Raw genomic sequence first — 25846 nt, forward strand, 5'->3', positions numbered from 1 at the left:
TTACTCACCGCCCGCAGTGGCCCCGCGTGGGACGAACTCAGCCGTTGATCCGCTTCCGCAGCAGCGCGATCCGGGCCTGCAGCTGCTCCTCCGTCGCCTGCGCGACCGCGGGGCCGCCGCACGACCGCCGCAGCTCGGAGTGGATGGCGCCGTGCGGCGTGTTCGTGCGGTGCGACCACAGGCCCACGAGGTCCTGCAGCTGCTGCCGCTGCTCCTTCAGCCGCCGGTGCATCGGGATGTCCGCGAGCGGGATCGGCGCGGGAGCGGCGGGCGCCGGCGGCTTCTTGCCGCGGCGCTGCTGCGACGCCTGGCGGTGGCGCAGCAGGTCGCGCACCTGGTCCGGCTCGAGCAGGCCGGGCAGCCCGAGGAAGTCGAGCTCCTCCTCGCTGCCGACCTCGGCCTCGAAGCCGAACTCGCCGCCGTCGTAGAGCACGCGGTCGAACGTCGCGTCGCTGCCGAGCGCCTGGAACGAGCCGTCCATCGCGAGGCTCTCGGACGCCTTCTCGGACCGGTTCGCGTCGGCGAGCGCACCCTCGTCGAAGCCCTCGCCGCCGGCCGCGTCGTCGTCCGACGTGCGGTCGAGCGCGTGGTCCCGCTCGATCTCGAGCTGCTCCGCGAGCTTCATCAGGATCGGCACGTTCGGGAGGAAGACGGAGGCGCTCTCGCCGCGCTTCCGAGCGCGCACGAAGCGGCCGATCGCCTGCGCGAAGAACAGCGGGGTGGAGGCGTTCGTGGCGTAGACGCCGACCGACAGGCGGGGCACGTCCACGCCCTCCGACACCATGCGGACCGCGACGAGCCAGCGGTCGGTGCTCGCGGAGAAGGCGGCGATCCGGTCGCTCGCCTCCTTCTCGTCGGACAGCACGATGGTGACGTTCTCGCCGGTCAGGGCCTTGAGCTGCGCCGCGTAGGCGCGGGCGACCGTCTTGTTCGTGGCGATCACCAGTCCGCCGGCGTCGGGCACGTGCCGCCGCACCTCGGTGAGGCGCTGGTCGGCGGCGCGCAGCACCGCGGGGATCCAGTCGCCGTCCGGCGCCAGCGCGGTGCGCCACGCCTGCGCGGTGATGTCCTTCGTGGTCGCCTCGCCGAGGCGGGCGCTCATCTCCTCGCCGGCGCTGGTGCGCCAGTGCATCGCGCCGGAGTAGACCATGAAGAGCACGGGCCGCACGACGCCGTCCTCGAGCGCCCGCCTGTAGCCGTAGGCGTAGTCGGTGATCGAGGTGCGGATGCCGTGCTCGTCGGGCGCGTACTCGACGAACGGGATCTGCGCGGTGTCGCTGCGGAACGGGGTGCCCGAGAGAGACAGGCGCCGGGTCGCGCCCGCGAACGCCTCCCGCATCCCGTCGCCCCAGGACAGCGCGTCGCCGCCGTGGTGCACCTCGTCGAGGATCACGAGCGTGCGCGCCTGCTCGGTGAGCCGCTTGTGCAGCGCCGGCTCCATGCCGATCTGCGCATACGACAGCGCCGCGCCGTGCCAGTGCTTGCCGAGCCAGCCGTCGGCGTTCTTGAACGCCGGGTTCAGGTGGATCGCGACGCGCTCCGCCGCCTCCGCCCACTGGCGCTTCAGGTGGTCGGTCGGCGCGACGACCGTGACGTGGTCGACGGTGCCGCGGGCGAGCAGCTCCTTCGCCAGGCGCAGGGCGAACGTCGTCTTGCCGGCGCCCGGGGTCGCGGCGACGAGGAAGTCCTGCGGCTCCCGCTCGAAGTAGGCCGACAGCGCCTCCTCCTGCCACCGGCGCAGCCGGGGCCCCGCGCCCCACGGGGTGCGGTCCGGGAACGCCGGAGGGAGCGAGGCCGCCTGGTGGGCGCCGGGAGCGGCGTCGAACAGGTGGGTCGCGTCGTCTCGGGTGGCGGGTGTGCTCATCGGGTCGTCCACGCTAATCGCGGTCGCGGCGACTCGCCGACACCGCCCGCGACCCGGGCGCGCCGCCCGCCTCCGACCGGCGGGTACTCATCCGGATCGGGCCGTCGGCGCGAGGAGGGAGGATCGGGGACATGGAGTTCCACCGGTTCGTCGCCATCGGCGACTCGTTCACCGAGGGGTACGGCGACGCGGAGCCGGGCAGCCCCGGCGGTCTGCGCGGCTGGGCCGACCGCACCGCGGAGGTGCTCGCGACGCGGACCGACGACTTCGCCTACGCGAACCTCGCGATCCGGGGCCGGCTGCTCGGCCGCATCGTGGACGAGCAGATCGCGCCCGCGGTCGCGCTGCGCCCCGACCTGATCACGATCTCCGCCGGCGGCAACGACGTCATCCGGCCCGGCACGGACCCGGACGCGATCGCGGCGCGCCTCGACCCGGCGCTCGAGGAGCTCGCGGCGACGGGCGCGACCCTCGTGCTGTTCACCGGGGTCGACGTCGGCTTCTCCCCCGTGTTCCGGAGGATCCGCGGCAAGGTCGCGATCTTCAACGAGCTGCTGCACGGCCTCGCCGCGAAGCACGGCGCCCTCGTGGCGGACCAGTGGTCGCTGAAGTCGATCCAGCGCGCCGACTTCTGGAGCGTCGACCGGCTGCACCTGAACGCGTACGGCCACCACGAGGTCGCGCGGATGGTGCTCGACGTGCTGGACGTGCCGAACGACCTCGCGCCCAGCAGCCCGGCCCCGCTGCCCGAGCGGTCCTGGCGCGAGGCGCGCGTCGAGGACCTGCAGTGGACCCGCGAGCACCTGATCCCGTGGATCGGCCGCCGCATCCGCGGCGTCTCCTCCGGCGACGCGGTGCTGCCGAAGCGCCCGGGCTTCTAGGCGCTCAGCGGAGCGGGTGGGTCAGCCGCCACCACACGGGTGCGGCCAGCACGTCGCGGTCGAGCACGAGCGGCACGGTCACGGTGCGCCCGTCCACCTCGACGTCCACGCTGCCGACCCGCTCGCCCTTGCGGCCGCCCGTGATCGGCTGCACGTGCGCCTCCTGCTGCAGGTCCGCCTGGCCCCACACCAGTCGCGTGACGTCGCGGGCGGCCACGGCCCTGCCGATCCCGCCCCACTTCGTCCTGTAGGTGGCGAACGCCTCGCCCTTCGTCGCCAGCGGCAGGTCGTGCAGGCCCCGCTTCACGCTCCTCAGCAGCGCGGGCACCCGGGCGTCGAGCTCGTCGTGCGTCCGGGCGCCGAGCACGACGCCCACGACCTGCACGGTGCGCGCGCCGACCCGCACCTCCGCGCTGAAGAGCAGGTTCGCGCCCGTCGTGTAGGTGCCGGTCTTGATGCCGTTCACGCCGTAGCGGCCGAGCAGCTTGTTCGTGTTGTCGAGCTCGCCGACGTTCGGCTCCACGGCCGTGGACCGCTTCACCGCGGCGGCGACGACCGGATCCGCGAGCGCGAGCCGCCCGAGGTCCACGAGGTCCGTCGGCGTGCTGCGGTTGTCCTCCGACAGCCCGTTCGCGTCCTGCAGCACGGTGTCGTCGAGCCCGTGCGCCTTCAGGTAGGCGCGGGCCGCCGCCAGGAACCTCGGCGTCGACCCGTAGGCCCAGATGGCGAGCGACGCGGCGTAGTTGTTCGCCGACGGGATCAGCATCGTCTCGATCGCGGCGCGCTCGCTCGTGCGCCAGCCGGCCTCCACGGGCTCGGACGAGCCGTTCATGGCCTGCACCTCGCCGAGGATCGCCACGTCGCGCTGCGTGAAGGTGATCGTGGGGCCCTGCTCCCCCGCCTGCAGCGGCTTCGCCTCCAGCACGACCAGCGCGGTGATCACCTTCGTGATGCTCGCGATGGTGCGCGGCGACTGGGGTCCGTGCTTCGCGAGCACCCCGTCGATGCCGACCGCGCCCACCGCGGACGAGCCGAAGGAGGGGAACGCCGGCGCCGCGGCCTCGGTCGCGGACTGGGAGGCGGTCACCACCTCGGCGGTCGCGCGGGGCACCGGCGCGACGATCGACACCGGCACGCCGACGCCGATCAGCAGGATCAGGCCGACCGAGATCGCGGCCACGAGGCGGCGCAGCCCGTAGCGGGGCGTCTCCTCTCGAGGCACCGGTCGAGCATAGGGAGGAGGCGCCGCCGACCCCCGTCCGAGGGGCCGAGTGTCGCGGATCGGCGGCGGAGGCCTCAGCGCGGGCGGACGGCCCACACCGCGAGCGCGGCCGCGGCCGCGACGTTCAGCGAGTCCACGCCGTGGGCCATGGGGATGCGGACGTGCCGGTCGGCGACCGCGAGCGCCGCGCGGCTGAGCCCGTCCCCCTCCGTGCCGAGCACGAGGGCGAGGCGCGGCGGCGGATCGGCCGCGAGCACGTCGAGGTCCTCCGCCCGGTCCGTCAGCGCGAGCGCCGCGATGGCGAAGCCGGCGTCGTGCAGCAGCGGACCCGCCTCCCGCCACTCGGGCAGCCGCGTCCACGGCACCTGCAGCACCGTGCCCATGCTCACCCGCACGCTGCGGCGGTAGAGCGGGTCGGCGCAGCGCGGCGTCACGAGCACCGCGTCGACGCCGAGCCCGGCGGCGCTGCGGAAGATCGCGCCGACGTTGGTGTGGTCGACCACGTCCTCGATCACGACGATCCGGCGCGCGTCCTGCAGCAGGTCGGCGGGGTCGGGCAGCTCGGGGCGGTGCATGGAGGCGAGGGCGCCGCGGTGCAGGTGGAAGCCGGTCAGGCGCTCGAGCACCCCGTCGTCGCCCACGTGCACCGGCACGTCGGGGAACGGTGCGAGCAGCGGCTTGAGCTGCGGCACCCACTCGGCGCGGGTCAGCACCGCCCGGGGGCGGTGCCCCGCGCGGATCGCGCGCTCGATCACCTTGGTCGACTCGGCGAGGTACAGCCCGCCCTCCGGCTCGAGCTTGCGCCGGAGCGCGACGTCGGTGAGCCGGGTGAAGTCCGCCAGCTCGGGGTCGGCCAGGCCGTCCGCGGACAGCGCACGGATCCGCATCGCCGGCCTCCCTCCCCCGATTACGCTTCCAGGCTATGGGGACGAGCGCCGCCGGGATCGCGGACGAGCCCGTCGACGACCGCCTGGACCGGGCGGCGGAGCTGCTCTCGGGCCGCATCGCGGTGCTCACTGGGGCGGGCATCAGCACCGACTCGGGCATCCCCGACTACCGCGGCGAGGGCGCTCCGAAGCGCTCCCCGATGACCATCCAGCAGTTCCTCGCGGGCGAGTCGTTCCGCAAGCGGTACTGGGCCGGCAGCTACCTCGGCTGGGCGCGGTTCGTGGCCGCGCAGCCGAACGCGGGGCACGTCGCGCTGGCCGAGCTCGAGGCCGCGGGCCGGGTGCAGGGCGTGACGACGCAGAACGTCGACGGCCTGCACGGCAAGGCGGGCTCCCGCCACGTCGTGGAGGTGCACGGCTCCGTCGACCGCGTCGTCTGCCTCCGCTGCGGCCAGCTCTTCGCCCGCGGCGCGGTCGCGGAGCGCATCGAGGCCGCGAACGCCTGGTTCGTGGGCGGGGCGACGACGACGCTGAACCCCGACGGCGACGCGGACGTCGGCGACGTCTCGGACTTCGTCGTGCCGGACTGCACCGTCTGCGGCGGCACGTTGAAGCCGGAGGTCGTGTTCTTCGGCGAGTTCGTCCCCCGCGAGCGCTTCGCCGAGGCCGCCGCGATCGTCCGCCGCGCGGACGCGCTGCTCGTCGCGGGCTCCTCGCTCGTCGTGAACAGCGGCATCCGGCTCCTGGAGCAGGCGCGCCGCGCCCGCGTGCCGATCGTGGTCCTGAACCGCGGCGCGACGAAGGGCGACCGCATCGCCGCGCTGAAGATCGACGCGGGCACCACCGAGACCCTCACCGCGCTCCGGGACCGCCTCCTCGCCTGACCCGGTCCTCGCGGATCCGGAGAACCGCCGTGGATCCGCAGAACCTTTGCGGATCCGCACTTCCGGGACGACACGCCGGTGCGGGAGGCGGCCTGCGCGGCGTGTCGCGCCGTTTCTGCGGATCCGCGAGACTCGTCGCATGCCACTGCCCGAGCTCCGGGTCGACCCGGCCGCGGCCGCCCCGCCCTTCGAGCAGCTGCGCGCACAGCTGGCGGACGCGATCCGCGGCGGCGGCATCGCCCCCGGCGAGCGCCTGCCCACGGTGCGCGGCCTCGCCGAGTCGCTCGGCCTGGCCGCGAACACGGTGGCCCGGGCGGTCAAGGAGCTGGAGGCGGAGGGGCTCGTGGAGACGCGCGGGCGCAACGGCACGGTCGTCAGCTGGTCCCCCGACTCCGGCACCCGCGAGCTCGAGCAGGCCGCCGCGGCGTTCGCCGCGAGGGCGCGAGCGCTCGGCGTCGCGCCGGAGGACGCCCGGCTGCTCGTCGACCGGGCGCTCGGGCTCGCCCCCTGACCGCTGCCGGTAGGCTCTCGGCGCCTGTTCCCCGGCCCGGATGGAGACCATGACCGACCTCGTCCTCGTGCGCCACGGTGAGACCGACTGGAACCGGGCGGGCCGCGTCCAGGGCCGCACGGACATCCCGCTGAACGAGACGGGCCGCGAGCAGGCCCGTGCGACGGCCGACCGCCTCACCGGCACCGCCTTCGACGCCGTCGCCGCGAGCCCGCTGTCCCGCGCCGCGGAGACCGCGCGGATCATCGCGGAGGGCCTCGGCCTCGGCGACGTCGAGCTCGTCGACGACCTGGTCGAGCGGAACTACGGCGAGGCCGAGGGCATGACGGACGTCGAGCTCGACGCGCGCTTCGGCGGGGACCTCGGCGCGCAGGAGTCGCGCCAGGCGACCGTGGAGCGGGTCAAGCCGGCCCTCTTCGCGCTCGCGGAGCGGCACCCCGGTCAGCGGGTGCTCGTCGTGTCGCACGGCGGCGTGATCGGCTCGCTCGTGCGGGACGCGACCCGGTGGGCGTGGCCGCAGCGCGGCGAGCGCATCGAGAACGGCTCCGACCACGTGTTCCGCGTCGTCGACGGCCGGCTCGAGCTGATCGAGTTCGCGGGCCGCCCCTGGTCCGCCGACCTGCTGCCGCCCGAGGACGCGGTCGTCGCCGGCGACTGACGGCCTGCTGCCCCGGCCCGCTCAGCGGCGGGAGGCGGCCACGCGCTCGAGGACGGGCAGGAGGCGGGCCGCGGAGGCGTCCCAGCTGTACCGCGCGACCTGCTCGAGCGAGGCGGTGGAGCGGCGCCGCCACTCCCCCGGCTCCTCGAGCCGACGGACCGCGGCGGCGAACGCCGCCGCGTCCCCGGGCGCTGCGTAGAGGGCGGCGTCGCCCCCGACCTCGCGGAAGATCGGGACGTCGGTCAGCACCACGGGCACGCCGCGCTGCATCGCCTCGACGACAGGGAGGCCGAAGCCCTCGTCGAGGGAGGCGGTCACGAGCGCGGTCGCCCCGTCGAGCAGCGCCGCGTACTCGGCCTCGTCGACGCCGTCGTGGAACACGAGGTCCGCACCGCCCGCCTCCGCCGCGACCCGCTCGAGGCGGCCGCGCTCCGCCGCCCCGATGCGGCTCGCCAGGTGCAGCGTCCAGCCGGGCAGCAGCGCGGCCGCGCGCACGAGCGTCGGCACGTCCTTGTACCCGATGAAGGCGCCCATGTAGACGATCGAGCGCGAGCGGGGGCCGGGCGCGGCGGCGGCGAGCGGCGCCGCGTCGGGCGCGTTCGGCACGACGGTCACCCGTCTGCGCGTGAGCCGGTGCTCGGCGATCTCGCCGGCGACGGTCTCCGACACGGTGACCACCTCGTCCGCCCGGTTCAGCAGCAGCCGCTGCGGCGCGTAGCTCGCGTAGAGCAGCCGCCAGCCGAGGCGCACCCACCACGCGAACTCCGCCGGCGGCGTGCGGTGCCGGTAGTAGATGAGGTCGTGCAGGGTCAGCACGAGCCCGTACCGGCGCCCCAGCGACCCGGAGGTCTGGAGGGGGCAGAACACGACGTCGGGCCGCAGGCGGTTCACGACCCGCGGGATCAGCGGCTCGAGCAGCGACGTGGGCGGGCGCGTCCGCGCCCACGGCAGGTCCGGCAGCAGCTCGAGCTGCCGCTCGTCGTCGATCAGCATCGTCAGCGGCACGAGCCGGCCGAGCCCGCCGGTGATGCCGGCGGCGTAGCGGCTGATGCCGTCGTGCCGGCCGTCGCGCCGCACGTACCGGCAGTCGACGACGAGCCTCATGCGACCTGCACGCCGGCGACCGCGGCGACCTGCTCGGCCGCCTCGCGCGGCTTCTCGTAGTGCACCAGGTGCCCGACGCCGGGCAGCACCGCCATCGTGCCCTGCGCCAGCATCCCCTGCAGCCTCCGCACGGCGTCGACGGTCGTGATGTCGTCGTGCTCGGCGGCGACCAGGTGCACGGGCAGCGTCAGCCGGTCCGCCCACTCCGTGATGTCGTGGTCGACCGAGGCGCGGAACGCCTCCAGCACCACCCGCCGGCTCGCGTAGCCGGAGAAGTAGCGGTCGTGCTGGTCGTGGATCCACCGCCGCAGCGCGGGGTCCTTCGTCTTCGCCAGGAAGGCCCCGGCGCCGCGGGTGATCAGGCGGTTCTGCAGCAGCGCGTTCCCCACGCGCTCCGGCAGCAGGGCGCCGACCCGGAAGTAGAAGGAGGAGAGGCGGGTGCCGAGCGCGTTGGGCCCGGCGAGCGCCGGCGCCGCGATCGGGTTCAGCAGCACCGCGCAGGCTGCGGGCAGGCCGTCGGCGAGCGCCTTCGCGGAGACGATCGTGCCGAACGAGTGCCCGACCACGACGATGCGGTCGTCGAGCCCGAGCTGCGCCGCGAACGCGCGCAGCCACCGCGAGTACCCGTCGATCGAGTGCGGGCCGGGCAGCGGCGCGGAGGCGCCGAACCCGGGCAGGTCGGGGGCGACCACGTGCACGCCGGGCAGGAAGGAGACGACCGGCTCGAGCCCGTGGTGGTCGCCGCGGAAGCCGTGCACGAGCAGCAGGGTCGGGCCGTCGCCCGCCTCCCCGTACTCCCACCAGGCGGCGGGGACGCCGTCCACGACGGTGTCGTGGCGGGCGACGGAGGTGCGGGCGAGGCCGGCGGCGTACGGGGACGGGACGATGCGCATCGGTGCCCGAGTCTAGGAACGCCGCTCCCCTCCGGTCGCACGCGCCGCCGCGCAGCGCCCGACGGGAGGGCCCCAGTTCCGCTTCATTAGGATCGCCGCACGCGCCGTCCCGCGTGCCGAGAGGATGATCCGTGAGCTTCACCGCGCCGATCCAGCTGCCCGGTCTGACCCGCGATCCCACCTGGTACAAGCGCGCGGTGTTCTACGAGGTCATGGTCCGCAGCTTCGTCGACAGCAACGGCGACGGCACGGGCGACATCGCCGGTCTGGCCTCGCGGCTCGACTACCTGCAGTGGCTCGGCATCGACTCCCTGTGGCTGCCGCCCTTCTACCAGTCGCCCCTCCGCGACGGCGGCTACGACATCTCGGACTTCAAGGCCGTGCTGCCGGAGTTCGGCACGATCGACGAGTTCCGCGACCTGGTGCGGCGCGCGCACGAGCGCAACATGCGCATCGTCATGGACTTCCCGCTGAACCACACCTCGGACGCGCACGAGTGGTTCCAGCAGTCCCGCAGCGACCCGGAGGGGCCGTACGGCGACTTCTACGTCTGGAGCGACACCGACGAGAAGTACAAGAACATCCGCGTGATCTTCGTCGACACGGAGGAGTCGAACTGGACGTTCGACCCCGTGCGCCGCCAGTTCTTCTTCCACCGCTTCTTCAGCCACCAGCCGGACCTGAACTTCGAGAACCCGAAGGTGCAGGAGGCGATCTTCGACATCGTGAAGTTCTGGCTCGACCTCGGCGTCGACGGGCTGCGCCTCGACGCGATCCCGTACCTCTTCGAGAGCGAGGAGGGCAACGGCGAGGGCGAGCCGAAGACGCACGAGTTCATCCGCCGCCTCCGCGAGTACGTCGACCGCGAGTACCCGGGCCGCATCCTGCTCGCCGAGGCGAACCAGTGGCCCCGCGAGGTCGCCGCGTTCTTCGGCACCGAGGAGGAGCCGGAGTGCCACATGGCCTTCGACTTCCCCGTCATGCCGCGCATCTACTACTCGCTGCGCGCGCAGACCGCGACGGAGCTCGTGAAGATCCTCTCCGAGCAGACGAACATCCCCGACTCCGCGGCCTGGGGCGTCTTCCTCCGCAACCACGACGAGCTGACGCTCGAGATGGTCGACGAGGAGTACCGCCAGGCGATGTACGGCTGGTACGCGTACGACCCGCGCATGCGCTCGAACATCGGCATCCGGCGCCGGCTGGCCCCGCTGCTCGACAACTCGCGGGCCGAGCTCGAGCTCGCCCACGCCCTGCTGTTCTCGCTGCCCGGCAGCCCGTTCCTCTACTACGGGGACGAGATCGGCATGGGCGACAACATCTGGCTGAACGACCGCGACGCGTCGCGCACGCCGATGCAGTGGACGCCCGACCGCAACGCGGGCTTCTCCACCTCCGACCCCGGCAAGCTCTTCCTGCCCGTGGTGCAGTCGCTCGTCTACCACTACTCGCTCGTCAACGTGGAGTCGCAGCTCGCCCAGTCGCGCTCCATGCTGCACTGGGTCCGCAACGTGATCCACACGCGGAAGGCGCACCCGGTGTTCGGCCTGGGCGACCTGACGGTGCTCGAGACCGACCACGAGTCGGCGCTCGCGTTCCTGCGGAACTACAGCGGATCCGCCGGCTCCATCGGCGACCGCGGCGAGGCCGTGCTCTGCGTCTTCTCGTTCCTGCACAACCCGGTGTCGTTCACGATCACCGCCCCCGAGCTCGCGAACCACAGCCTCACCGACCTGTTCGGCGGCAGCCGCTTCCCGTCCTTCGACGCGGAGGGCAGGGTCACGATCACGCTCGGCACGCAGAGCTTCTACTGGCTGCGGGTCGCCCAGCCGGTCGCGGAGGAGGTCCCGGTGAACACGACCGCGATCCCGATCATCCTCCCGGACCCGCAGATCTAGCGCCGTGACCGGTGCCCGGGCCTCGCGACGTGCTGACGCCGCTCGGCCCGGGCGCCGAGCAGCGCCCTCGCCGGCCCGGGCCGGCCGTCGCGCTGCGCGCCGCACGTGCGGTGTCGGAGCGGGCACGTAGCGTCGACGCCGTGCCCCAGGACACCCCGACGCTGCTCTTCGAGTTCGAGGCGCCGCCCGAACCGCGCGAGGCGGCCGTCGACGTCGTGTCGACCTGGACGCCGCCCGCCCCGGAGCCGATCGCGGAGCCCGTGCCGCTGCTCCTCCTCGAGGAGACCGACGTGCTCGCGGCGCCCGACGAGGTCGTCGTGGCGCAGCGGACGACGCTGCTGGTCGCGGACCGCGCCCCCGCTCCCCCGGTGCCCGACGACCGCCCGCTGCCGCGCTGGGCGGGCGCCCTCGGCGTCTTCGACCTGGAGACCACCGGCATCGACACGGCGACCGCCCGCATCGTCACGGCGCACGTCGGCGTGATCGACGAGCACGGCGCCGTCGTCGAGCGCAAGGACTGGATCGTGAACCCGGGCGTGCCGATCCCGGAGGGGGCGGCCGCGGTCCACGGCATCACCGACGACCGGGCGCGCCGCTTCGGACGCCCGCCCGGCGAGGTCGTGGCCGAGATCCTCGGCGCCATCCGCAGCGTCTTCCTCCGCGGGTTCCCGCTCGTCGTCTACAACGCGCCGTACGACCTCACGCTGCTCGCCGCCGAGGCCGACCGGCACCGCCTGTGGCCGCTCGAGACGACCGCGCCGATCGTCGACCCCTTCGTGCTCGACAAGCAGCTCGACCGGTTCCGCAAGGGCAAGCGCACGCTCACCGCCGCGGCGGGCGTGTACGGCGTCGACCTCACCGACGCGCACGACGCCGGCGCCGACGCGATCGCCGCCGGCCGGGTCGCGCAGGCGATGGCCCGGCGCTACCCGGATGAGCTCGCGTTCGAGGCGCAGGCGCTCCACGACGCGCAGGTCGGCTGGTGCGCGGACCAGGCCGCGAGCTTCCAGGCGTACATGCGCGAGAAGCGCGACCCCGACTTCACCACCTCGGGATCCTGGCCGCAGCGCTGACCGGTCGTCACATCCGACCGCGGGCCCTGCCGACTGCCTAGGGTCGACGGATGGGCATCGAGCAGGTCTGGCCGCTCTTCGGTCTCCGCATCGAGACGCCGCGGCTCGTGCTGCGCACGGCGACGGACGACGACCTGCCGGGTCTCGCCGAGGCGGCGATCGCCGGCGTGCACGAGCCGGACCGGATGCCGTTCGCGTTCCCGTGGACGGACGCGGCGCCCGACGACCTGCGCGTCTCGCTCGCGCGGTTCCACTGGCGGCTGCGGGCGCAGACCGGCCCGGACGACTGGTGGGTGGCCCTCGCCGTCGAGCACGACGGGCGGCTGATCAGGTCCCAGGACGTCCGCGGCGTCCGGTTCGCGGACCTGCGCACCGTCGACAGCGGCTCGTGGCTGACCCGCGGCGCGCAGGGCCGCGGGTTCGGCACCGAGATGCGCGCGGGCATGCTGCAGCTCGCCTTCGACCACCTCGGCGCGGAGTGGGCGGAGTCGGCCGCCTCGTCCTGGAACGCCGCCTCGCTGCGGGTGTCCGAGAAGCTCGGCTACGCGCGCAACGGCGTCACCCGCATGCGCGTGCGACCCGGCGAGGTGGTCGACAAGCAGCAGCTGCGCCTCTCCCGTGACGCCTTCGTGCGCCCGCCGTGGACGGCGCGCGTCACCCTGCCGGATGCCGCGCGCGCCCTGCTCCTCGGCACCGCGCCCTAGTCCGCGGCGCGCAGATGCGCGCCGTGGTCGCAGATGCGCGCGAGCGCTCGCGCGCATCTGGGAAGGAGGCGCGCATCTCGGACGGCGGGAGGAGGGGGTCAGCCGACCCAGGCGGAGCGGGCCCAGATCGTCGTCATCGGCACCCGGCGGCCGGTGCAGACCATCAGGGGCGCGCCCTCCTCCTGGCTGGCGATGCCGGCCGGGTCGTGGAGGCGGCCGACGGTGCGGCACTGCGCGAACATGGGCCGCAGCCAGGCCATGTTGTAGCCGACGGCGACGATCGTGCGGGTGTCGGCCGGAGGCGCGGCGAGGTCGTGCATCGCGTTGTGGCCGCTGTACACGCGGCCCCCGAGGGCCGGCGCGTAGCGCTCGAGGGCGCCCGCCTCCCCGTAGTTGCGGGTGAGCACCACGGCGTCGGGGTCGTCGGCCGCCGGGACGGCGGCGATCTGCGCGGCGAGCGCCGGCCAGCCCAGCTGGTCGCGCGTCGACTGGTTCCACGACGGCAGCACGCTGCCGGGCAGCGCGTCCCGCGGCAGCAGGGGCAGCGCGACCACGGAGGCGGCGACGGCGTTGATCGCGATCCCCGCGGCGAGCAGCCGCCGCCGGCCGACGGTCGCCGCCCACTCGGTCGCCGGCACGCACCCGATCGCGTACACCGCGGTGAGCACGCCGAGGTCGTAGTAGAGCTGCGCCCCCATCACGAGCACGATCCCGACGATGACCACGAAGGCGACGGGCAGCCACCGCACGTCCCGCCACCCGTGTCGGCGGAACGGCGCGACGAGCCCCGCGACCCAGATCGGCACGAGGAAGGGACCGAGCAGCACGAGCAGGAACGGCAGCACGAAGGGGCGCACGTCCGTCGCGTTCTGCGCCGTGAGCGCGGCGCCGACCTGCAGCTGCGGCAGGCCGTGCACGAGCTGGTAGACGAGGTTCGGCGCACCGATCACGACGACCAGCAGGCTGCCCGCCGTCGCCCAGCCCCAGACGGAGGCGCGGCGCGGCCCGGCGACCGCGAGCCCCACCGCGACCGACAGCAGCAGCGCGAGCACGAGCAGCTTGTTGTACAGGCTGACGCCCGCGACCAGGCCCGCGACGAGGAACCAGGCGCCGCGGTGGCGCAGCACCGCCCGCAGGATGCAGAGCAGGATCAGCGGCCAGACGAGCAGGTCGAAGGTGGCCGTGAAGAGCACGTGGCCGAGCAGCAGCGGGTAGTACCCGAAGCCGGCGCCCCAGGCGGCGAGCGCCTGCGCGCGAGGGCCGCCGCCGACCTCCGCGGCCAGCAGCCCGACGACGACCGCGGACAGCGCGGCGACGACCGCGGCGGGGATCCGCAGCGCCCAGGGCTCGTCGGCGACGAAGCGCATCAGGTGCGCGACGAGCGGGGTGAAGGGCGGCTGGTCGGTGTAGCCCCACGCGGGCGGCAGCAGCCGGAAGTACAGCTCGTCGCGGTGGAACCCGTACTGGCCGGCGAGCGCCAGCAGCAGCACGAGGAGCACGACCGCGGGCGGCAGCAGCGCGGCGACCGACGGCTTCTCGGCCCGGACGGACCGCAGCCGCGACGCGGCGAGGCGGGCCGCGCCGGCGGCGACGTCCTTCTGGGTGGTCATGCGGCTCGCCCATCCTCCCGGACGTGCGGAAGGGCCGTTCCCCACCTGGGGAATCGGCCCTTCGCGATCAACGGCTGAGGCTCAGCGACCGAAGTTCTTGAAGCGCTGGTTGAACTTCTCGACGCGACCGGCGGAGTCCATGATCCGCTGCTTGCCCGTGTAGAAGGGGTGCGAGGCGGAGGAGATCTCGACGTCGATGACCGGGTAGGTCGTGCCGTCCAGCTCGATCGTCTTGTCGCTCGTCGCGGTGGACCGCGTGAGGAACGTCTCGCCGGAGGCGAGGTCGCGGAAGACGATCGCGCGGTACTCGGGGTGGATGGCGGACTTCATGGCGGACCTCTTCGGATCGAGAGCGAGTCGTGTGGCCTTGCTGCGCGGACCTGGATCCGTGCAGCGGCGGGGCCGGAGACCGGCCGACCGTCGATGGTACCAGAGCGGCAGCGGCGGCGCTCAGCCGCCGACGACCGCGCGGGCGGCGTAGCGCCCGTCGCGCTCGGTGATCTCCACCGGCAGCCCGAACGTCTCGCCGATCCGCTCCGAGGTGATCGTCTCGGGGATCGGGCCCGCCGCCACGACGGAGCCCTGCCGCAGCAGCAGCGCGTGGGTGAAGCCGACGGGGATCTCCTCCACGTGGTGCGTGACCATCACCATGCCGGGCGCGCTCGGCGCGCTGGCGTAGCCGCCGAGCAGCTGCAGCAGCTCCTCGCGGGCGCCGAGGTCGAGGCTCGCGGCGGGCTCGTCGAGCAGCAGCAGCTCCGGGTCCGTCATGACCGCGCGGGCGATCTGGACGCGCTTCTGCTCGCCGTCGGACAGGTCGCCGAAGCGCCGGTCCGTGAGGTGGTCGAGGCGCCACTCGGCGAGCACGCGGTTCGCGCGGCGCACGTCGATCTCCTCGTACTGCTCGTTCCAGCGCCCCGTCACGGAGTACGCGGCGGTGAGCACGACGTCGAGCACGGTCTCGGCCGGCGGGATGCGCTTCGCCATCGCGCTGGACGCGAAGCCGATGCGCGGCCGCACCTCGAAGAGATCCGCCTTGCCGAGCTGCGCGTCGAGCACGGTCACCGTGCCGCGGGTCGGGTGGAGCAGCGCGGCGGCGAGCTGCAGCAGCGTGGTCTTGCCCGCGCCGTTCGGGCCGAGCACGACCCAGCGCTCGCTGCTGTCGACGCTCCAGGAGACCCCGTCGAGGATCGTGGTGGTGCCTCGGGTGAGTGCGACGTCCGACAGCTCCAGCACCAGCGACATGGGTCCAACCCTAGGGCTGGTGGCTGGGTCGCGGGCGACACCTCGGGCGGCGTGGGACGCCCGGTGTCACGGCATCAGGAGCAGCGCTGCGCACCCGGAGCCGGGCCACCCCTGAGCGGGCGGCACGGGCTTCGATCCGAGTGCGGAGCGCGTCCCGTCAGACCAGGCTCCTGTAGATGTCGACGGTCTGCGCGCCGATGGCGTCCCAGTCGAAGACGGCGGCAGCCCGCTGGCGGCCGGCGGCCCCGTAGCGCGCGGCCGTCGCGCGGTCGGTCACCGTCTCGGACAGGATGCGGCCGAGGTCCGCGACGAAGCGCTCCGGGTCGGTCGGCGTGCCCGTGCCGTCCTGCACCTGGTCGATCGGCACGAGCCGGCCGGTCTCGCCGTCGACGACGACCTCGGGGATGCCGCCGGTCGCCGTGCCGACCACCGCGGTGCCGCACGCCATCGCCTCGAGGTTCACGATGCCGAGGGGCTCGTAGACGGAGGGGCAGACGAACACGTCGGCCGCCGTCAGCAGGGCGGTCAGCTCCGCCCGGGGCAGGATCCGCTCGATCCAGACGACCCCGCTGCGCTGCTCCGCGAGGTCGTGCACCAGGCCGGTGACCTCGGCCATGATCTCCTTCGTGTCCGGCGCCCCGGCGCACAGCACGAGCTGGACCTCCGGCGGCAGCGCGGCCGCGGCGCGGAGCAGGTAGGGCAGCCCCTTCTGGCGCGTGATGCGGCCGACGAAGATGACGGTCGGCCGGTCCGGGTCGACGCCGAGCGAGCGCACGAGGTCGGGGTCGTGGTTCGGCTTCCACTGCTCGAGGTCGATGCCGTTGTAGACGACGTGGAGACGTGCGGGGTCGACCCGCGGGTACGAGCGCAGGATGTCGTCGCCCATCCCCCGGCTCACCGCGATGACGGCGTCGGCCGCCTCGTAGGCGGTGCGCTCGATCTCGCTCGAGATCCGGTAGCCGCCGCCGAGCTGCTCGGCCTTCCAGGGGCGCAGCGGCTCGAGGCTGTGCGCCGTCACGACGTGCGGCACCCCGTGCAGCAGCTTCGCCAGGTGGCCGCCGGCGTTCGCGTACCAGGTGTGCGAGTGCACCAGGTCGGCGCCGGCCGCTCCCTGCGCCATCTGCAGGTCGACGCCGAGGGTCTCGAGGGAGCCGTTCGCGCCGGCGAGCTCCGCCGGCGTGCGGTAGGCGGTGACTCCGGCCTCGTCGCGCGGCTCCCCGAAGCAGCGCACCTGCACCTCGATGCGCGATCGCAGCGCCTTCGTCAGCTCCGCGACGTGCACCCCCGCCCCTCCGTAGATGGCCGGCGGGTACTCCTTGGTCAGCAGATCGACGCGCACGCGCGTCACTGTAGCCCGGCCCGCCGCGGCCGGACCATCACCCCCAATTCGGCCGCTGACCATGAATTTCCAGGTCAGCCGCATGTCCCTTGGGAGTACGGTGAGCGCATGCCATCGAAGAAGATATTCGGCATCGTGCTCGCCGGCGGCGAGGGCAAGCGACTCATGCCGCTCACCGAGGACCGCGCCAAGCCGGCGGTGCCGTTCGGCGGCGTCTACCGCCTCATCGACTTCGCGCTGTCGAACCTGCTGAACTCGGGGCTGACGCAGATCGTCGTGCTGACGCAGTACAAGTCGCACAGCCTCGACCGCCACGTCGCGGAGACCTGGCGCCTGTCCGGCCTGCTCAACTCGTACGTCGCGTCCGTGCCCGCGCAGCAGCGGCTCGGCAAGCGCTGGTACCTCGGCAGCGCCGACGCGATCTTCCAGAGCCTGAACCTCATCGGCGACGAGCGGCCGGACATCGTCGTGGTGGTCGGCGCCGACCACGTGTACCGCATGGACTTCAGCCAGATGATCGAGGCGCACATCGCCTCCGGCCGCAAGGCCACCGTCGCCGCGATCCGGCAGCCGATCGAGCTCGCGAGCTCCTTCGGCGTCATCGACGTCGACCCGAAGGACCCGACCCGCATCCGCGAGTTCCTCGAGAAGCCGAAGAACCCGTCCGGCCTTCCCGACTCCCCCGGCGAGGTGCTCGCCTCCATGGGCAACTACGTCTTCGACACCGACGCGCTCGTCGAGATGCTGCACGTCGACGCCGAGCGCGAGGGCTCCGACCACGACATGGGCGGCGACATCGTGCCGGCCTTCGTGGAGCAGGGCGACGCCGGCGTCTACGACCTGAACCGCAACGAGGTGCCGGGGTCGACCGACCGCGACCGCTACTACTGGCGCGACGTGGGGACCATCGAGTCCTTCTACGACGCCCACATGGACCTCGTGTCGCCGGTGCCGGTGTTCAACCTCTACAACCGCCGCTGGCCGATCTACACGCAGACGCTGAACTCGCCGCCCGCCAAGTTCAACCGCGACGGGTACGGCAACAACACCGTCGTGCACGACTCGATCGTGTCCCCCGGCTCGCTGTTCTCGGGCTCCCGGATCCAGAACAGCGTGCTCGGCCCGTGGGCGATGGTCGGCCCGGGCGCCTCGGTGAGCGACTCCGTGCTCTTCGACCGCGTGCGCATCGGCCCCGGCGCGGTCGTGCAGCGCGCGATCCTCGACAAGAACGTGGAGATCGCGGAGGGCGCCCGCGTCGGCGTCGAGCACGAGCGCGACCTCGAGCGCGGGCTGACCGTCACCGAGAGCGGCATCGTCGTCGTGGGAAAGGGCGTCCGGGTCGAGCCCTGACCTGCGTCGGACCCTGACCTCTGCCACGCTTGCGGGGTGCCGCGCCTCCTGGTCGTCCTCGACGTCGACTCGACGCTGATCGCCCAGGAGGTCGTCGACCTCCTGGCGGACGCCGCGGGCGTCGGCGCGGAGGTGTCGGCCGTGACCGCGGCCGCGATGCGCGGCGAGCTCGACTTCGCCGGCAGCCTCACGCGCCGCGTCGCGCTGCTCGAGGGCCTGCCGGAGGCGGTGCTCGGCGAGGTGCGCTCGCGCATCACCCTGACGGACGGGGTCCCGGAGCTGGTGGCCGCGGTGCACGGCGCCGGCGGCGCGATCGCCGCGGTGTCCGGCGGCTTCCGCCAGGTGCTGGACCCGCTCGCCGCCGAGATCGGGCTCGACCACCGCGAGGCGAACGACCTCGAGGTCGTCGACGGCCGCCTCACCGGACGGGTGCTCGGCCGCATCGTCGACGCCGACGTCAAGCGCGAGCGCCTGCTGGAGTGGGCGGCCGAGCTCGGGGCGACGCGCACGATCGCCGTCGGCGACGGCGCCAACGACCTCCGGATGCTGTCCGCGGCGACGCTGTCGGTGGCCTTCGACGCGAAGCCGGCGGTGCGCGCCGCGGCGGACGTGGTGCTGCCGGGCCCGTCCCTCCGCCCCCTGCTCGCGCTCCTCTAGCGGGGCGCACCCGCGGTCACCGCGGCAGGAGCCGTCACGGCACGGGGAGCGCGCGGTTCCGGTGCGCCCTCAAGGGCGACCGACGCCGTCAGCCGAGCGCGCGTCCAGCGCCGGTGCGGCGCAGCCGCGCCGCAGCAGCGGCGGCGCGGCCGGAAGCACTAGTGGCCCATGCCGAGGCCGCCGTCGACCGGGATGACCGCGCCCGAGATGTAGGCGGCGTCGTCGGAGGCGAGCCAGAGCACGGTCTTGGCGACGTCGTCGCCGGAGCCGAAGCGGCCGACCGGGATGCGGCCGAGGTAGTCCTTCTGCTGCGCCTCGGGCAGCTCGGCCGTCATGTCCGACTCGATGAAGCCCGGCGCGACGACGTTCGCGGTGATGCCGCGGCCGCCGAGCTCCCGCGTCAGCGACCGCGCGAAGCCGATGAGCGCCGATTTGGAGGAGGCGTAGTTCACCTGGCCGGCGGAGCCGAGCATGCCGACGACGCTCGAGATGAGGATCACCCGGCCGAAGCGCGCCTTGAGCATGCCCTTCGACGCCCGCTTCACGACGCGGAACGAGCCGCCGAGGTTCGTGGCGACGACGTCGTCGAAGTCCGCCTCGGTCATGCGCAGCAGCAGCGTGTCCTTGGTGATGCCCGCGTTCGCGACGACGACCTCGACCGGGCCGAGCTCGGTCTCGACGACCGTGAAGGCGGCGTCGAGGGAGGCCGCGTCGGTGACGTCCGCCTGCACCGCGAGGACCCCCTCCGGACCCGACCCGTTGCGGGAGGTGATCGCGACGCGGTGCCCGGCGGCGGCGAGCTCCAGGGCGATCGCGCGGCCGATGCCGCGGTTGCCGCCGGTCACGAGGACGGTGCGAGGGGTCAAGGGGGCGTCTCCTTCCGTAAGGCTCCCGAGAGCCTAGTGATCGGGTGTGGAAGACCTGATGGGCCGCGTACGTTGACATCACTGTGACTCATGACGACGTGCAGTCCGCGACTGCCCTCCCCGCCGCACCGGTCGACGACCGCAAGCGCCGGATGCGGGCCTACTCCACGGCGATGTCCATCCGCATGGCGTGCTTCATCCTGGTGTTCTTCGTGCCGGGCTGGTGGAAGCTGGTGTTCGGCCTCGGCGCGGTCGTGCTGCCCTACGTGGCGGTCGTGCTGGCCAACGTCGGCGCGAAGGGCGGCAGCAGCGTGATCAACCCCGGCGTCGTCCCGCAGCTCGCGCTCGAGCAGCGCTCGCGGCCCGAGTGAGCACCGCGCCCGACACCGGGCGCCGCACCTGCTCGCGAGCGGGCTGCCGCAACCCGGCGACGACCGCGATCGAGTGGCGGAACCCGCGCATCCACACCGGCGACCGGTTCAAGGTGTGGCTGGCGTGCGACGAGCACGTGCCGGTCCTGCGCGACTTCCTGGCCGCGCGCGCCTTCCCGCTCGAGGTGAAGCCGCTCGATCCATCCGCGCACGGAGTACGCTGACCGCCCCGTGGAGCAGTTCGGTCGGATCCTGCGCGCGCTGGTCTCCGACGGCCGGTGGCGCCGCTCGCTGGCGCTCGCCGTCGCCTTCGCGATCGGCTGCGGCCTGCTGTCCTGGTGGCAGTTCTCGCGCCGCGCGGAGACCGCTGCCGCCAACGCCCTGATCACGTCGAACGCGGCGGCCGCCCCGGTGCCGCTCGACGACCTGCTGCGCTCGCGCACCGCCTACCGGCCCGGCCTGCAGTGGCGGACCGTGGAGGTGCGCGGCACCTACCTGCCGCAGCACGAGCTGCTCGTGCGCAACCGCGTGGATCCCGACGGGGACCCCGGCTTCGAGGTCCTCACCCCGCTGCGCCTGGTGGACGGCAGCGTCTTCGTGCTCGACCGCGGCTGGGTGTCCATCGGCGACCAGCACGACCGGCCGAACTCGGTGCCGGCCGCACCGAGCGGCACGGTGACGGTGGAGGCGCGGCTGCAGAAGGACGAGGGCCCGCTCGCCGGGCGCTCGGCGCCGACCGGGGAGATCCCTTCCGTCGACCTGCACGAGGTCGCCCAGCAGGTCGGTCTGCCGACCTACACCGGAGCCTACGGCCAGGTGGCGTCCGAGTCCCCCGCGGCGGCGGCGACGCCCCAGCGGCTGCAGCCGCAGCCGGCGGACATCGGCACGGACGAGGGCACGCACCTCTCCTACGGCATCCAGTGGATCCTGTTCGCGCTGCTCGGCTTCGGCGCGCTCGGCTGGTCGATCCGCCGCGACCTGCTCGACAAGGGCGACGAGGTGGTCGCCGCGGCGGAGGAGCGTGCGCAGGTGCGCCGGGCGAGGCGCGCGCCGAGCGACGAGGCCGTCGAGGACGAACTCGTCGACCGCTGACCCCTCGTCCTGCAGCACCGGGTCCCTGCAGGACGAGGGTCAGCTGACGCTGATGAGCTCCGCGTACTCCGGGGTCCAGAGGTCCTCGGTGCCGTCCGGCATGATCAGCACGCGCTCGGGGTTCAGCGCCTCCACGGCGCCCTCGTCGTGGCTGACCAGCACGACCGCGCCGGTGTAGTTCGCGAGCGCCCCGAGGATCTCCTCCCGGCTGGCCGGGTCGAGGTTGTTCGTCGGCTCGTCGAGCAGCAGCACGTTCGCCGCGGAGACCACGAGCATCGCGAGCGCGAGCCGCGTCTTCTCCCCGCCCGACAGGACCCCCGCCGGCTTGTCGCCGTCGTCGCCGGTGAAGAGGAACGAGCCGAGCACGCGGCGGGCCTCGGTGGAGGTGAGGTTCGGCGCCGCCGACACCATGTTCTCCAGCACGGAGCGCTTGACGTCGATCGTCTCGTGCTCCTGCGCGTAGTAGCCGACCCGCAGGCCGTACCCGGGCTCGAGCTGCCCGGTGTCCGGCTCGTCCACGCCCGCGAGGATGCGCAGCAGCGTCGTCTTGCCCGCGCCGTTCAGGCCGAGGATCACGACCTTCGAGCCGCGGTCGATCGCCAGGTCGACCGCGGAGAAGATCTCGAGCGAGCCGTAGGACTTCGACAGGTCGGACGCCATGAGCGGGGTCTTGCCGGAGGGGGCGGGGTCCGGGAAGCGCAGCTTCGCGACGCGCTCGACCTGGCGGACCTCCTCCAGCCCCGACAGCAGGCGCTCGGCGCGGCGGACCATGTTCTGCGCGGCGACCGCCTTCGTCGCCTTCGCGCCCATCTTCGCGGCCTGCAGCTGCAGGGCGCCGGCCTTCTTCTCGGCGTTCTGGCGCTCGCGCTTGCGGCGCTGCTCGTCGGTCTCGCGCTGCTTCAGGTACTGCTTCCAGCCCATGTTGTAGACGTCGAGCACCTGCCGGTTGGCGTCGAGGTAGAACACGCGGTTCACGACGTCGCCGACCAGGTCGACGTCGTGGCTGATCACGATCGCGCCGCCCTTGTAGGTCTTCAGGAAGTCGCGCAGCCAGATGACCGAGTCCGCGTCGAGGTGGTTCGTCGGCTCGTCGAGGATCAGGGTGTCCGCGTCGGAGAACAGGATTCGCGCGAGCTCGATGCGGCGCCGCTGGCCGCCGGAGAGCGTGCTCAGCGGCTGGTCGAGGATGCGGTCGGGCAGGGCGAGGTTGGAGGAGATCGACGCGGCCTCGGCCTCGGCCGCGTACCCGCCCTTCGCCGTGAACTCCTCCTCGAGCCGGGCGTAGCGGTTGATGGCCTTCTCGGCGACCTTCGGGTCGCTGGAGCCCATGCGCTCGGTCGCCTCCGCCATCTGGAGCTGGAGGGTGCCGAGCCCGCGGGCGTCGAGGATGCGGGTGCGGGCCAGCTGCTCGGGGTCGCCGGCGCGCGGGTCCTGGGGCAGGTAGCCGATCTCCCCCGACCGCTCGACGCGGCCGTCGGCGGGCTGCACGTCGCCGGCGAGCACCTTGGTGAGGGTGGTCTTCCCGGCGCCGTTCCGGCCGACGAGGCCGACCTTGTCGCCGTCGGAGACGCGGAACTCGACGTCCGCCATCAGTCGGCGGGCGCCGACGGTGATCTCGAGGCCGTGCACGGCGAGCATGACGGGCTCCTTGCGTCGAGGTCGACTTGAACGATGTCGACGATGGATCGGCCTGTCGGTTGTGCGGATGGCACAGAACCACGATCCAGGCAGCGCTCTAGTCTAGTTCGCGGTCGGAGCGTCTTCGGCCTCGGAAGGAGCCGCCCGTGTCCTCGCTCTCGCTCGCCCCGCGCAGGTCCGTGCTCGCGGACCGCGTGCTCCCCCGCTCGCTCACCGTCGACCTCGCCCTCGTCGTCGGCGGCGCCGCGCTCACCGCGGCCCTCGCGCAGGTCGCGATCCCGCTCTGGCCGGTGCCGATCACGGGCCAGACGCTGGCCGTGCTGCTCGTCGGCTCCTCGCTCGGGGCGGCGCGCGGCGCGCTGTCGATGGTCCTGTACGCACTGGTCGGCGCCCTGGGCGCACCGATCTTCTCCGAGGCGTCCAGCGGCACGGGCGTGCTGTTCGGCGCCACCGGCGGCTACATCGTCGGCTTCGTGCTCGCCGCGGCGTTCACCGGCTGGCTGGCGCAGCGCCGCTGGGAGCGCGGCCTCGTCCGCGGCATGCTCGCCTTCGTCGCCGGCTCCGCCGTCGTCTTCCTCGTCGGCCTGCCCTGGCTCCAGGTGTCGCTCGGGCTGACCTGGCCGCAGACGCTCGCGGCCGGCCTCACGCCGTTCATCGTGGGCGGCGTGGTCAAGGCGGTCATCGCGGCGCTCGTGCTCCGCGGCGCCTGGGCGCTCGTCGGCCGCGCGGACGCGACGAAGCAGGGCTGACACCCGCTCCTCCTCCTCGACACGGGTCGGCGCCGCGGGGCGCCGACCCGTTCGTCGTCCCGGACCCGAGCGTTCAGAGGACCGGGGTGTACGCCTCCTCGCGCCGCACCGCAGAGGCGCTCGTCCGCCAGGCCGCCGCGAGCCGGCCGATCGCGTCGGCGGACTCGGCGGCAGGACGGGTGATCGGGATGCGCAGCTGGCGCTCGAAGGCGCCGTCGAGCCCGAACCGGGGCCCGGCGGTGATGCGGAGGCCGACCGCGGCGGCGGCCGGCACGAGCAGCGAGCTGCGCGCGTCGGGCAGCGTCGCCCAGATGCAGAGCCCGCCAGGCGGCACCGGCACCCGCCAGTCGGGCAGCTCCACGGCGATCCGGTCCACCACCGCATCCCGGGTGGCCCGCAGCAGCGCGGTCCGATCGTCGAGCACCCGATCGACGTCCGGCAGCAGCTCGGCCACCACCAGCTGGTCGAGCACGGGCGTGCCGAGGTCCCGCACCGGCCGAGCCGCCGCGATCTCCGCGATGGTCCTGCTGTCCGCGAGGATCCAGCCGATGCGGAGGCCGTGCCACACCGTCTTGCCGACCGAGCCGACCGTGATCACCTCCGCGCCGCTGCCCGTCGCCAGCCCCGCGAGCGGCGGCTGCCGCACGACGTCGTCGATCGCGAGCTCGGCCGTCGTCTCGTCGACGAGCAGGACGGTGCCGGACGCCGCGGCGGCCGCGAGCAGCCGGCGCCGCTCCCCCTCCGTCAGCGACGACCCAGTCGGGTTGTGGAAGTCGGGCATCAGGTAGGCGAGCTCGGGCCGCAGCTCGCGCAGCAGGCGCTCCCACGCGTCGACGTCCGCGCGCGCGTCCGGCATGCCGACCGGCACGAGCCGCGCGCCCGCCTCCCGGAACGCGTCGATCGCGTGCGGGTAGCTCGGCACGTCGAGCAGCAGTCGATCGGCGCGGCGGAGGCGTGCGCGCACCACCAGGCCGATCGCGTGCTGCGCCCCGGTCGTCACCATGATCTGCCCCGGCGTCGTGGGCAGGCCGCGCTGCACGTACCGGTCGGCGATGCGCTCGCGCAGCTCGACGAGACCGATGTAGTCGAGCCCGCCGGCGGTGAGCAGCGGCGGGAGGCGGGCGGCCGCGCGCTCGACGTACTCGGGCAGCTCGGGCCACGCCGGCGGCACGGCGTTCGAGAGGTCACGTCCGGACGCCCGGCGGGCTCCTGCGCCCGGGGCACGCCGAGCGCGAGGACGCTGCCCGAGCCGTGGACGGTGACGAGCCGCCCCCGCTCGCGCAGCAGCGCGTACGCGGCGCTCACCGTCGTGCGGCTGATGCCGAGCTCCGCGGCGAGCACCCGCTCGGCGGGCAGGCGCCGCCCCGCGACGAGCCGACCGTCCTCGAGCAGCAGCCCGATGCGGTCGGCGAGCGACCGGTAGGAGGCGCCGGAGGCGCGCCAGTCCGGCAGCAGGCGGGCGACCGCGGACGCGGAGACGGCGGGTGCAGCAGCCATGCGGTCCACCTTCCTCGGATTGGACCGCAGCGAGCAAGGCCACATCCGCTGAAGTGGCCCCATGACCGCCGATGCCGCTCTGCTGACCACGCTGCTCGTCCCCGTCGGGCTGGTCCTGCTCGGCGCCGGCCTCGTCCGCGAGGTGGCCCGGGACGGCTACGGCGTGCGCCCGGGCCCCCGCTCCCACCTCGGGCTCGCTGCCGACGAGGCCGGTGCGGGGCTCGCGCTGCCCGATCGGCGGGCAGCGCTGCGGGGCGGGCGCCTCGTCGCCGGGCTGCTGCTCTACGGCGCGGCGATCGCGCTGATCGTGCGGGCGCACCTCGGCGTGGGCCCGTGGGACGTGCTCGCACAGGGGCTCGCGGCGCTCACCCGCCTGCCGTTCGGCGTCGTCACGAACGGCATCGGCGCGCTGCTGCTGCTCGCGTGGTGGCCGCTCCGCCAGCGTCCGGGCATCGGGACGCTGCTGAACGTGCTGCTCGTCGGCACGGCCGCGCAGGCCGTGCTCGACGTCCTCGCTCCGGCGGAGGGCCTGGTGCCGCGCGTCGCGCTGCTGGCGGCCGGCATGGTGCTGCTCGCCATCGCGACCGGGGTCTACGTCGGCGCCGGGCTCGGCGCGGGGCCGCGCGACGGCCTGATGCTGGGCCTGCACCGGCGCCTCGGATGGCCGGTGTGGCTGGCCCGCGCCGCGGTCGAGGGCTCGGCGCTGCTGGCGGGCTGGCTCCTCGGCGGGAACGTCGGCGTCGGCACCGTGGTGTTCGCGGCCGGCATCGGCCCGCTCTGCGGCCTGACGATCCGCCTCCTGGCACCCGCCCAGCTCCACCGCCCCTGAAACGACAGGAGCCGCCCGACACGAGGT

At 73.8% G+C, this 25846-nt stretch carries 26 protein-coding genes and 1 pseudogene; 14 read left to right on the forward strand and 13 right to left on the reverse strand.

Annotation, left to right across the window (positions count from 1 at the left end):
* Positions 1-37 precede the first annotated feature (37 nt).
* Positions 38-1864, reverse strand: coding sequence for a DEAD/DEAH box helicase (locus tag ABEA53_RS06425; protein ID WP_345480215.1), 1827 nt, complete (start codon positions 1862-1864; stop codon positions 38-40).
* 131 nt (positions 1865-1995) lie between these two features.
* Here ABEA53_RS06425 and ABEA53_RS06430 point away from each other — a divergent pair, with 131 nt between their 5' ends.
* A complete protein-coding gene (locus tag ABEA53_RS06430; RefSeq protein WP_345480216.1) occupies positions 1996-2745 on the forward strand; it encodes an SGNH/GDSL hydrolase family protein in 750 nt (249 codons plus the stop codon).
* A gap of 4 nt (positions 2746-2749) precedes the next feature.
* On the opposite strand, the gene ABEA53_RS06435 is transcribed toward ABEA53_RS06430, so the two are convergent.
* Both ABEA53_RS06435 and ABEA53_RS06440 read right to left on the reverse strand, forming a co-directional pair.
* On the reverse strand, positions 2750-3967 hold the full coding sequence (locus tag ABEA53_RS06435) for a D-alanyl-D-alanine carboxypeptidase family protein (RefSeq protein WP_345480218.1): 1218 nt from the start codon (positions 3965-3967) through the stop codon (positions 2750-2752).
* 74 nt (positions 3968-4041) lie between these two features.
* The gene (locus ABEA53_RS06440; protein WP_345480219.1) at positions 4042-4854 is read right to left on the reverse strand and encodes a TrmH family RNA methyltransferase; all 813 of its coding nucleotides are present in this window, start codon (positions 4852-4854) and stop codon (positions 4042-4044) included.
* Between the two features lie 35 nt (positions 4855-4889).
* Between ABEA53_RS06440 and ABEA53_RS06445 the strand changes: the two genes are divergently transcribed.
* The 3 genes from ABEA53_RS06445 to ABEA53_RS06455 all read left to right on the forward strand — a co-directional run bounded on the left by ABEA53_RS06445 (position 4890) and on the right by ABEA53_RS06455 (position 6907).
* Positions 4890-5738 (forward strand): NAD-dependent protein deacetylase, encoded by an 849-nt coding sequence (locus ABEA53_RS06445; RefSeq protein ID WP_345480220.1) that lies wholly within the window; start codon positions 4890-4892, stop codon positions 5736-5738.
* A gap of 139 nt (positions 5739-5877) precedes the next feature.
* On the forward strand, positions 5878-6249 hold the full coding sequence (locus tag ABEA53_RS06450) for a GntR family transcriptional regulator (protein WP_345480221.1): 372 nt from the start codon (positions 5878-5880) through the stop codon (positions 6247-6249).
* Positions 6250-6298: 49 nt separating this feature from the next.
* Positions 6299-6907, forward strand: a complete 609-nt coding sequence (locus ABEA53_RS06455) for a histidine phosphatase family protein (RefSeq protein WP_345480222.1) — start codon at positions 6299-6301, stop codon at positions 6905-6907.
* 21 nt (positions 6908-6928) lie between these two features.
* On the opposite strand, the gene ABEA53_RS06460 is transcribed toward ABEA53_RS06455, so the two are convergent.
* Together ABEA53_RS06460 and ABEA53_RS06465 are read right to left on the reverse strand one after the other, a co-directional pair.
* Positions 6929-8011, reverse strand: a complete 1083-nt coding sequence (locus ABEA53_RS06460; RefSeq protein WP_345480223.1) for a glycosyltransferase family 4 protein — start codon at positions 8009-8011, stop codon at positions 6929-6931.
* Positions 8008-8904, reverse strand: a complete 897-nt coding sequence (locus tag ABEA53_RS06465) for an alpha/beta fold hydrolase (RefSeq protein ID WP_345480224.1) — start codon at positions 8902-8904, stop codon at positions 8008-8010. Before ABEA53_RS06465 ends, ABEA53_RS06460 begins: the two co-directional genes overlap by 4 nt.
* A gap of 131 nt (positions 8905-9035) precedes the next feature.
* Here ABEA53_RS06465 and treS point away from each other — a divergent pair, with 131 nt between their 5' ends.
* The 3 genes from treS to ABEA53_RS06480 are packed head-to-tail and all read left to right on the forward strand — an operon-like array spanning position 9036 to position 12579.
* A complete protein-coding gene (gene treS / locus ABEA53_RS06470) occupies positions 9036-10802 on the forward strand; it encodes a maltose alpha-D-glucosyltransferase (RefSeq protein WP_345480225.1) in 1767 nt (588 codons plus the stop codon).
* 11 nt (positions 10803-10813) lie between these two features.
* The gene (locus ABEA53_RS06475; protein ID WP_345480226.1) at positions 10814-11875 is read left to right on the forward strand and encodes an exonuclease domain-containing protein; all 1062 of its coding nucleotides are present in this window, start codon (positions 10814-10816) and stop codon (positions 11873-11875) included.
* Positions 11876-11925: 50 nt separating this feature from the next.
* The gene (locus ABEA53_RS06480) at positions 11926-12579 is read left to right on the forward strand and encodes a GNAT family N-acetyltransferase (RefSeq protein ID WP_345480227.1); all 654 of its coding nucleotides are present in this window, start codon (positions 11926-11928) and stop codon (positions 12577-12579) included.
* Between the two features lie 98 nt (positions 12580-12677).
* On the opposite strand, the gene ABEA53_RS06485 is transcribed toward ABEA53_RS06480, so the two are convergent.
* The 4 genes from ABEA53_RS06485 to glgA all read right to left on the reverse strand — a co-directional run bounded on the left by ABEA53_RS06485 (position 12678) and on the right by glgA (position 16770).
* Entirely contained in the window at positions 12678-14189 is a 1512-nt protein-coding gene (locus tag ABEA53_RS06485) for a glycosyltransferase family 39 protein (protein ID WP_345480228.1), read from the reverse strand.
* 81 nt (positions 14190-14270) lie between these two features.
* Positions 14271-14519, reverse strand: coding sequence for a type B 50S ribosomal protein L31 (locus ABEA53_RS06490; protein ID WP_345480229.1), 249 nt, complete (start codon positions 14517-14519; stop codon positions 14271-14273).
* A gap of 120 nt (positions 14520-14639) precedes the next feature.
* Positions 14640-15431 carry an ABC transporter ATP-binding protein gene (locus ABEA53_RS06495; RefSeq protein ID WP_345480230.1) on the reverse strand — a complete coding sequence of 264 codons (792 nt, stop codon included), beginning with the start codon at positions 15429-15431 and terminating at the stop codon, positions 14640-14642.
* 157 nt (positions 15432-15588) lie between these two features.
* The gene (gene glgA / locus ABEA53_RS06500) at positions 15589-16770 is read right to left on the reverse strand and encodes a glycogen synthase (protein ID WP_345480231.1); all 1182 of its coding nucleotides are present in this window, start codon (positions 16768-16770) and stop codon (positions 15589-15591) included.
* A gap of 108 nt (positions 16771-16878) precedes the next feature.
* Between glgA and glgC the strand changes: the two genes are divergently transcribed.
* Together glgC and serB are read left to right on the forward strand one after the other, a co-directional pair.
* Positions 16879-18120, forward strand: coding sequence for a glucose-1-phosphate adenylyltransferase (glgC, locus tag ABEA53_RS06505; protein ID WP_345480233.1), 1242 nt, complete (start codon positions 16879-16881; stop codon positions 18118-18120).
* Positions 18121-18156: 36 nt separating this feature from the next.
* A complete protein-coding gene (gene serB, locus ABEA53_RS06510; RefSeq protein WP_345480234.1) occupies positions 18157-18777 on the forward strand; it encodes a phosphoserine phosphatase SerB in 621 nt (206 codons plus the stop codon).
* 158 nt (positions 18778-18935) lie between these two features.
* On the opposite strand, the gene fabG is transcribed toward serB, so the two are convergent.
* Complete coding sequence (gene fabG / locus ABEA53_RS06515; protein ID WP_345480235.1) at positions 18936-19643, reverse strand: 3-oxoacyl-ACP reductase FabG; 708 nt, start codon at positions 19641-19643, stop codon at positions 18936-18938.
* A 98-nt stretch (positions 19644-19741) separates the two neighbouring features.
* On the opposite strand from fabG, the gene ABEA53_RS06520 reads away from it, so the two are divergent.
* The 3 genes from ABEA53_RS06520 to ABEA53_RS06530 are packed head-to-tail and all read left to right on the forward strand — an operon-like array spanning position 19742 to position 21106.
* Positions 19742-20014 carry a DUF3099 domain-containing protein gene (locus ABEA53_RS06520; RefSeq protein WP_345480236.1) on the forward strand — a complete coding sequence of 91 codons (273 nt, stop codon included), beginning with the start codon at positions 19742-19744 and terminating at the stop codon, positions 20012-20014.
* A complete protein-coding gene (locus ABEA53_RS06525; RefSeq protein ID WP_345480237.1) occupies positions 20011-20238 on the forward strand; it encodes a hypothetical protein in 228 nt (75 codons plus the stop codon). The genes ABEA53_RS06520 and ABEA53_RS06525 overlap by 4 nt, the downstream gene beginning before the upstream one ends.
* A 7-nt stretch (positions 20239-20245) precedes the next feature.
* A complete protein-coding gene (locus ABEA53_RS06530) occupies positions 20246-21106 on the forward strand; it encodes an SURF1 family cytochrome oxidase biogenesis protein (RefSeq protein ID WP_345480238.1) in 861 nt (286 codons plus the stop codon).
* A 39-nt stretch (positions 21107-21145) separates the two neighbouring features.
* Here ABEA53_RS06530 and abc-f read toward each other — a convergent pair whose 3' ends face one another.
* Positions 21146-22744, reverse strand: a complete 1599-nt coding sequence (gene abc-f, locus ABEA53_RS06535; protein WP_345480239.1) for a ribosomal protection-like ABC-F family protein — start codon at positions 22742-22744, stop codon at positions 21146-21148.
* Between the two features lie 146 nt (positions 22745-22890).
* Between abc-f and ABEA53_RS06540 the strand changes: the two genes are divergently transcribed.
* Positions 22891-23493: a biotin transporter BioY gene (locus ABEA53_RS06540; RefSeq protein ID WP_345480240.1), complete on the forward strand. Its 603-nt coding sequence runs from the start codon at positions 22891-22893 to the stop codon at positions 23491-23493.
* A 73-nt stretch (positions 23494-23566) separates the two neighbouring features.
* On the opposite strand, the gene ABEA53_RS06545 is transcribed toward ABEA53_RS06540, so the two are convergent.
* Both ABEA53_RS06545 and ABEA53_RS16915 read right to left on the reverse strand, forming a co-directional pair.
* Positions 23567-24664: an aminotransferase-like domain-containing protein gene (locus ABEA53_RS06545; RefSeq protein WP_345480242.1), complete on the reverse strand. Its 1098-nt coding sequence runs from the start codon at positions 24662-24664 to the stop codon at positions 23567-23569.
* A gap of 128 nt (positions 24665-24792) precedes the next feature.
* Positions 24793-25053: pseudogene (locus ABEA53_RS16915) on the reverse strand (GntR family transcriptional regulator); the annotation flags it as partial.
* Between ABEA53_RS16915 and yczE the strand changes: the two are divergent.
* Positions 25052-25819, forward strand: a complete 768-nt coding sequence (gene yczE, locus ABEA53_RS06550) for a membrane protein YczE (protein WP_345480243.1) — start codon at positions 25052-25054, stop codon at positions 25817-25819. The pseudogene ABEA53_RS16915 and the gene yczE overlap by 2 nt on opposite strands.
* Positions 25820-25846 lie beyond the last annotated feature (27 nt).

Source organism: Amnibacterium soli (assembly GCF_039544415.1).
Taxonomy (GTDB): Bacteria; Actinomycetota; Actinomycetes; order Actinomycetales; family Microbacteriaceae; genus Amnibacterium; species Amnibacterium soli.

What these genes read in the sequence shown, in the direction of transcription:
- ABEA53_RS06425 (WP_345480215.1), bottom strand. Translation starts at nt 1,864, where the DNA reads ATGAGCACACCCGCCACCCGAGACGACGCGACCCACCTGTTCGACGCC.
- ABEA53_RS06430 (WP_345480216.1), top strand. Translation starts at nt 1,996, where the DNA reads ATGGAGTTCCACCGGTTCGTCGCCATCGGCGACTCGTTCACCGAGGGG.
- ABEA53_RS06440 (WP_345480219.1), bottom strand. Translation starts at nt 4,854, where the DNA reads ATGCGGATCCGTGCGCTGTCCGCGGACGGCCTGGCCGACCCCGAGCTG.
- ABEA53_RS06445 (WP_345480220.1), top strand. Translation starts at nt 4,890, where the DNA reads ATGGGGACGAGCGCCGCCGGGATCGCGGACGAGCCCGTCGACGACCGC.
- ABEA53_RS06450 (WP_345480221.1), top strand. Translation starts at nt 5,878, where the DNA reads ATGCCACTGCCCGAGCTCCGGGTCGACCCGGCCGCGGCCGCCCCGCCC.
- ABEA53_RS06455 (WP_345480222.1), top strand. Translation starts at nt 6,299, where the DNA reads ATGACCGACCTCGTCCTCGTGCGCCACGGTGAGACCGACTGGAACCGG.
- ABEA53_RS06460 (WP_345480223.1), bottom strand. Translation starts at nt 8,011, where the DNA reads ATGAGGCTCGTCGTCGACTGCCGGTACGTGCGGCGCGACGGCCGGCAC.
- ABEA53_RS06465 (WP_345480224.1), bottom strand. Translation starts at nt 8,904, where the DNA reads ATGCGCATCGTCCCGTCCCCGTACGCCGCCGGCCTCGCCCGCACCTCC.
- ABEA53_RS06480 (WP_345480227.1), top strand. Translation starts at nt 11,926, where the DNA reads ATGGGCATCGAGCAGGTCTGGCCGCTCTTCGGTCTCCGCATCGAGACG.
- ABEA53_RS06485 (WP_345480228.1), bottom strand. Translation starts at nt 14,189, where the DNA reads ATGACCACCCAGAAGGACGTCGCCGCCGGCGCGGCCCGCCTCGCCGCG.
- ABEA53_RS06490 (WP_345480229.1), bottom strand. Translation starts at nt 14,519, where the DNA reads ATGAAGTCCGCCATCCACCCCGAGTACCGCGCGATCGTCTTCCGCGAC.
- ABEA53_RS06495 (WP_345480230.1), bottom strand. Translation starts at nt 15,431, where the DNA reads ATGTCGCTGGTGCTGGAGCTGTCGGACGTCGCACTCACCCGAGGCACC.
- glgC (WP_345480233.1), top strand. Translation starts at nt 16,879, where the DNA reads ATGCCATCGAAGAAGATATTCGGCATCGTGCTCGCCGGCGGCGAGGGC.
- abc-f (WP_345480239.1), bottom strand. Translation starts at nt 22,744, where the DNA reads ATGCTCGCCGTGCACGGCCTCGAGATCACCGTCGGCGCCCGCCGACTG.
- yczE (WP_345480243.1), top strand. Translation starts at nt 25,052, where the DNA reads ATGACCGCCGATGCCGCTCTGCTGACCACGCTGCTCGTCCCCGTCGGG.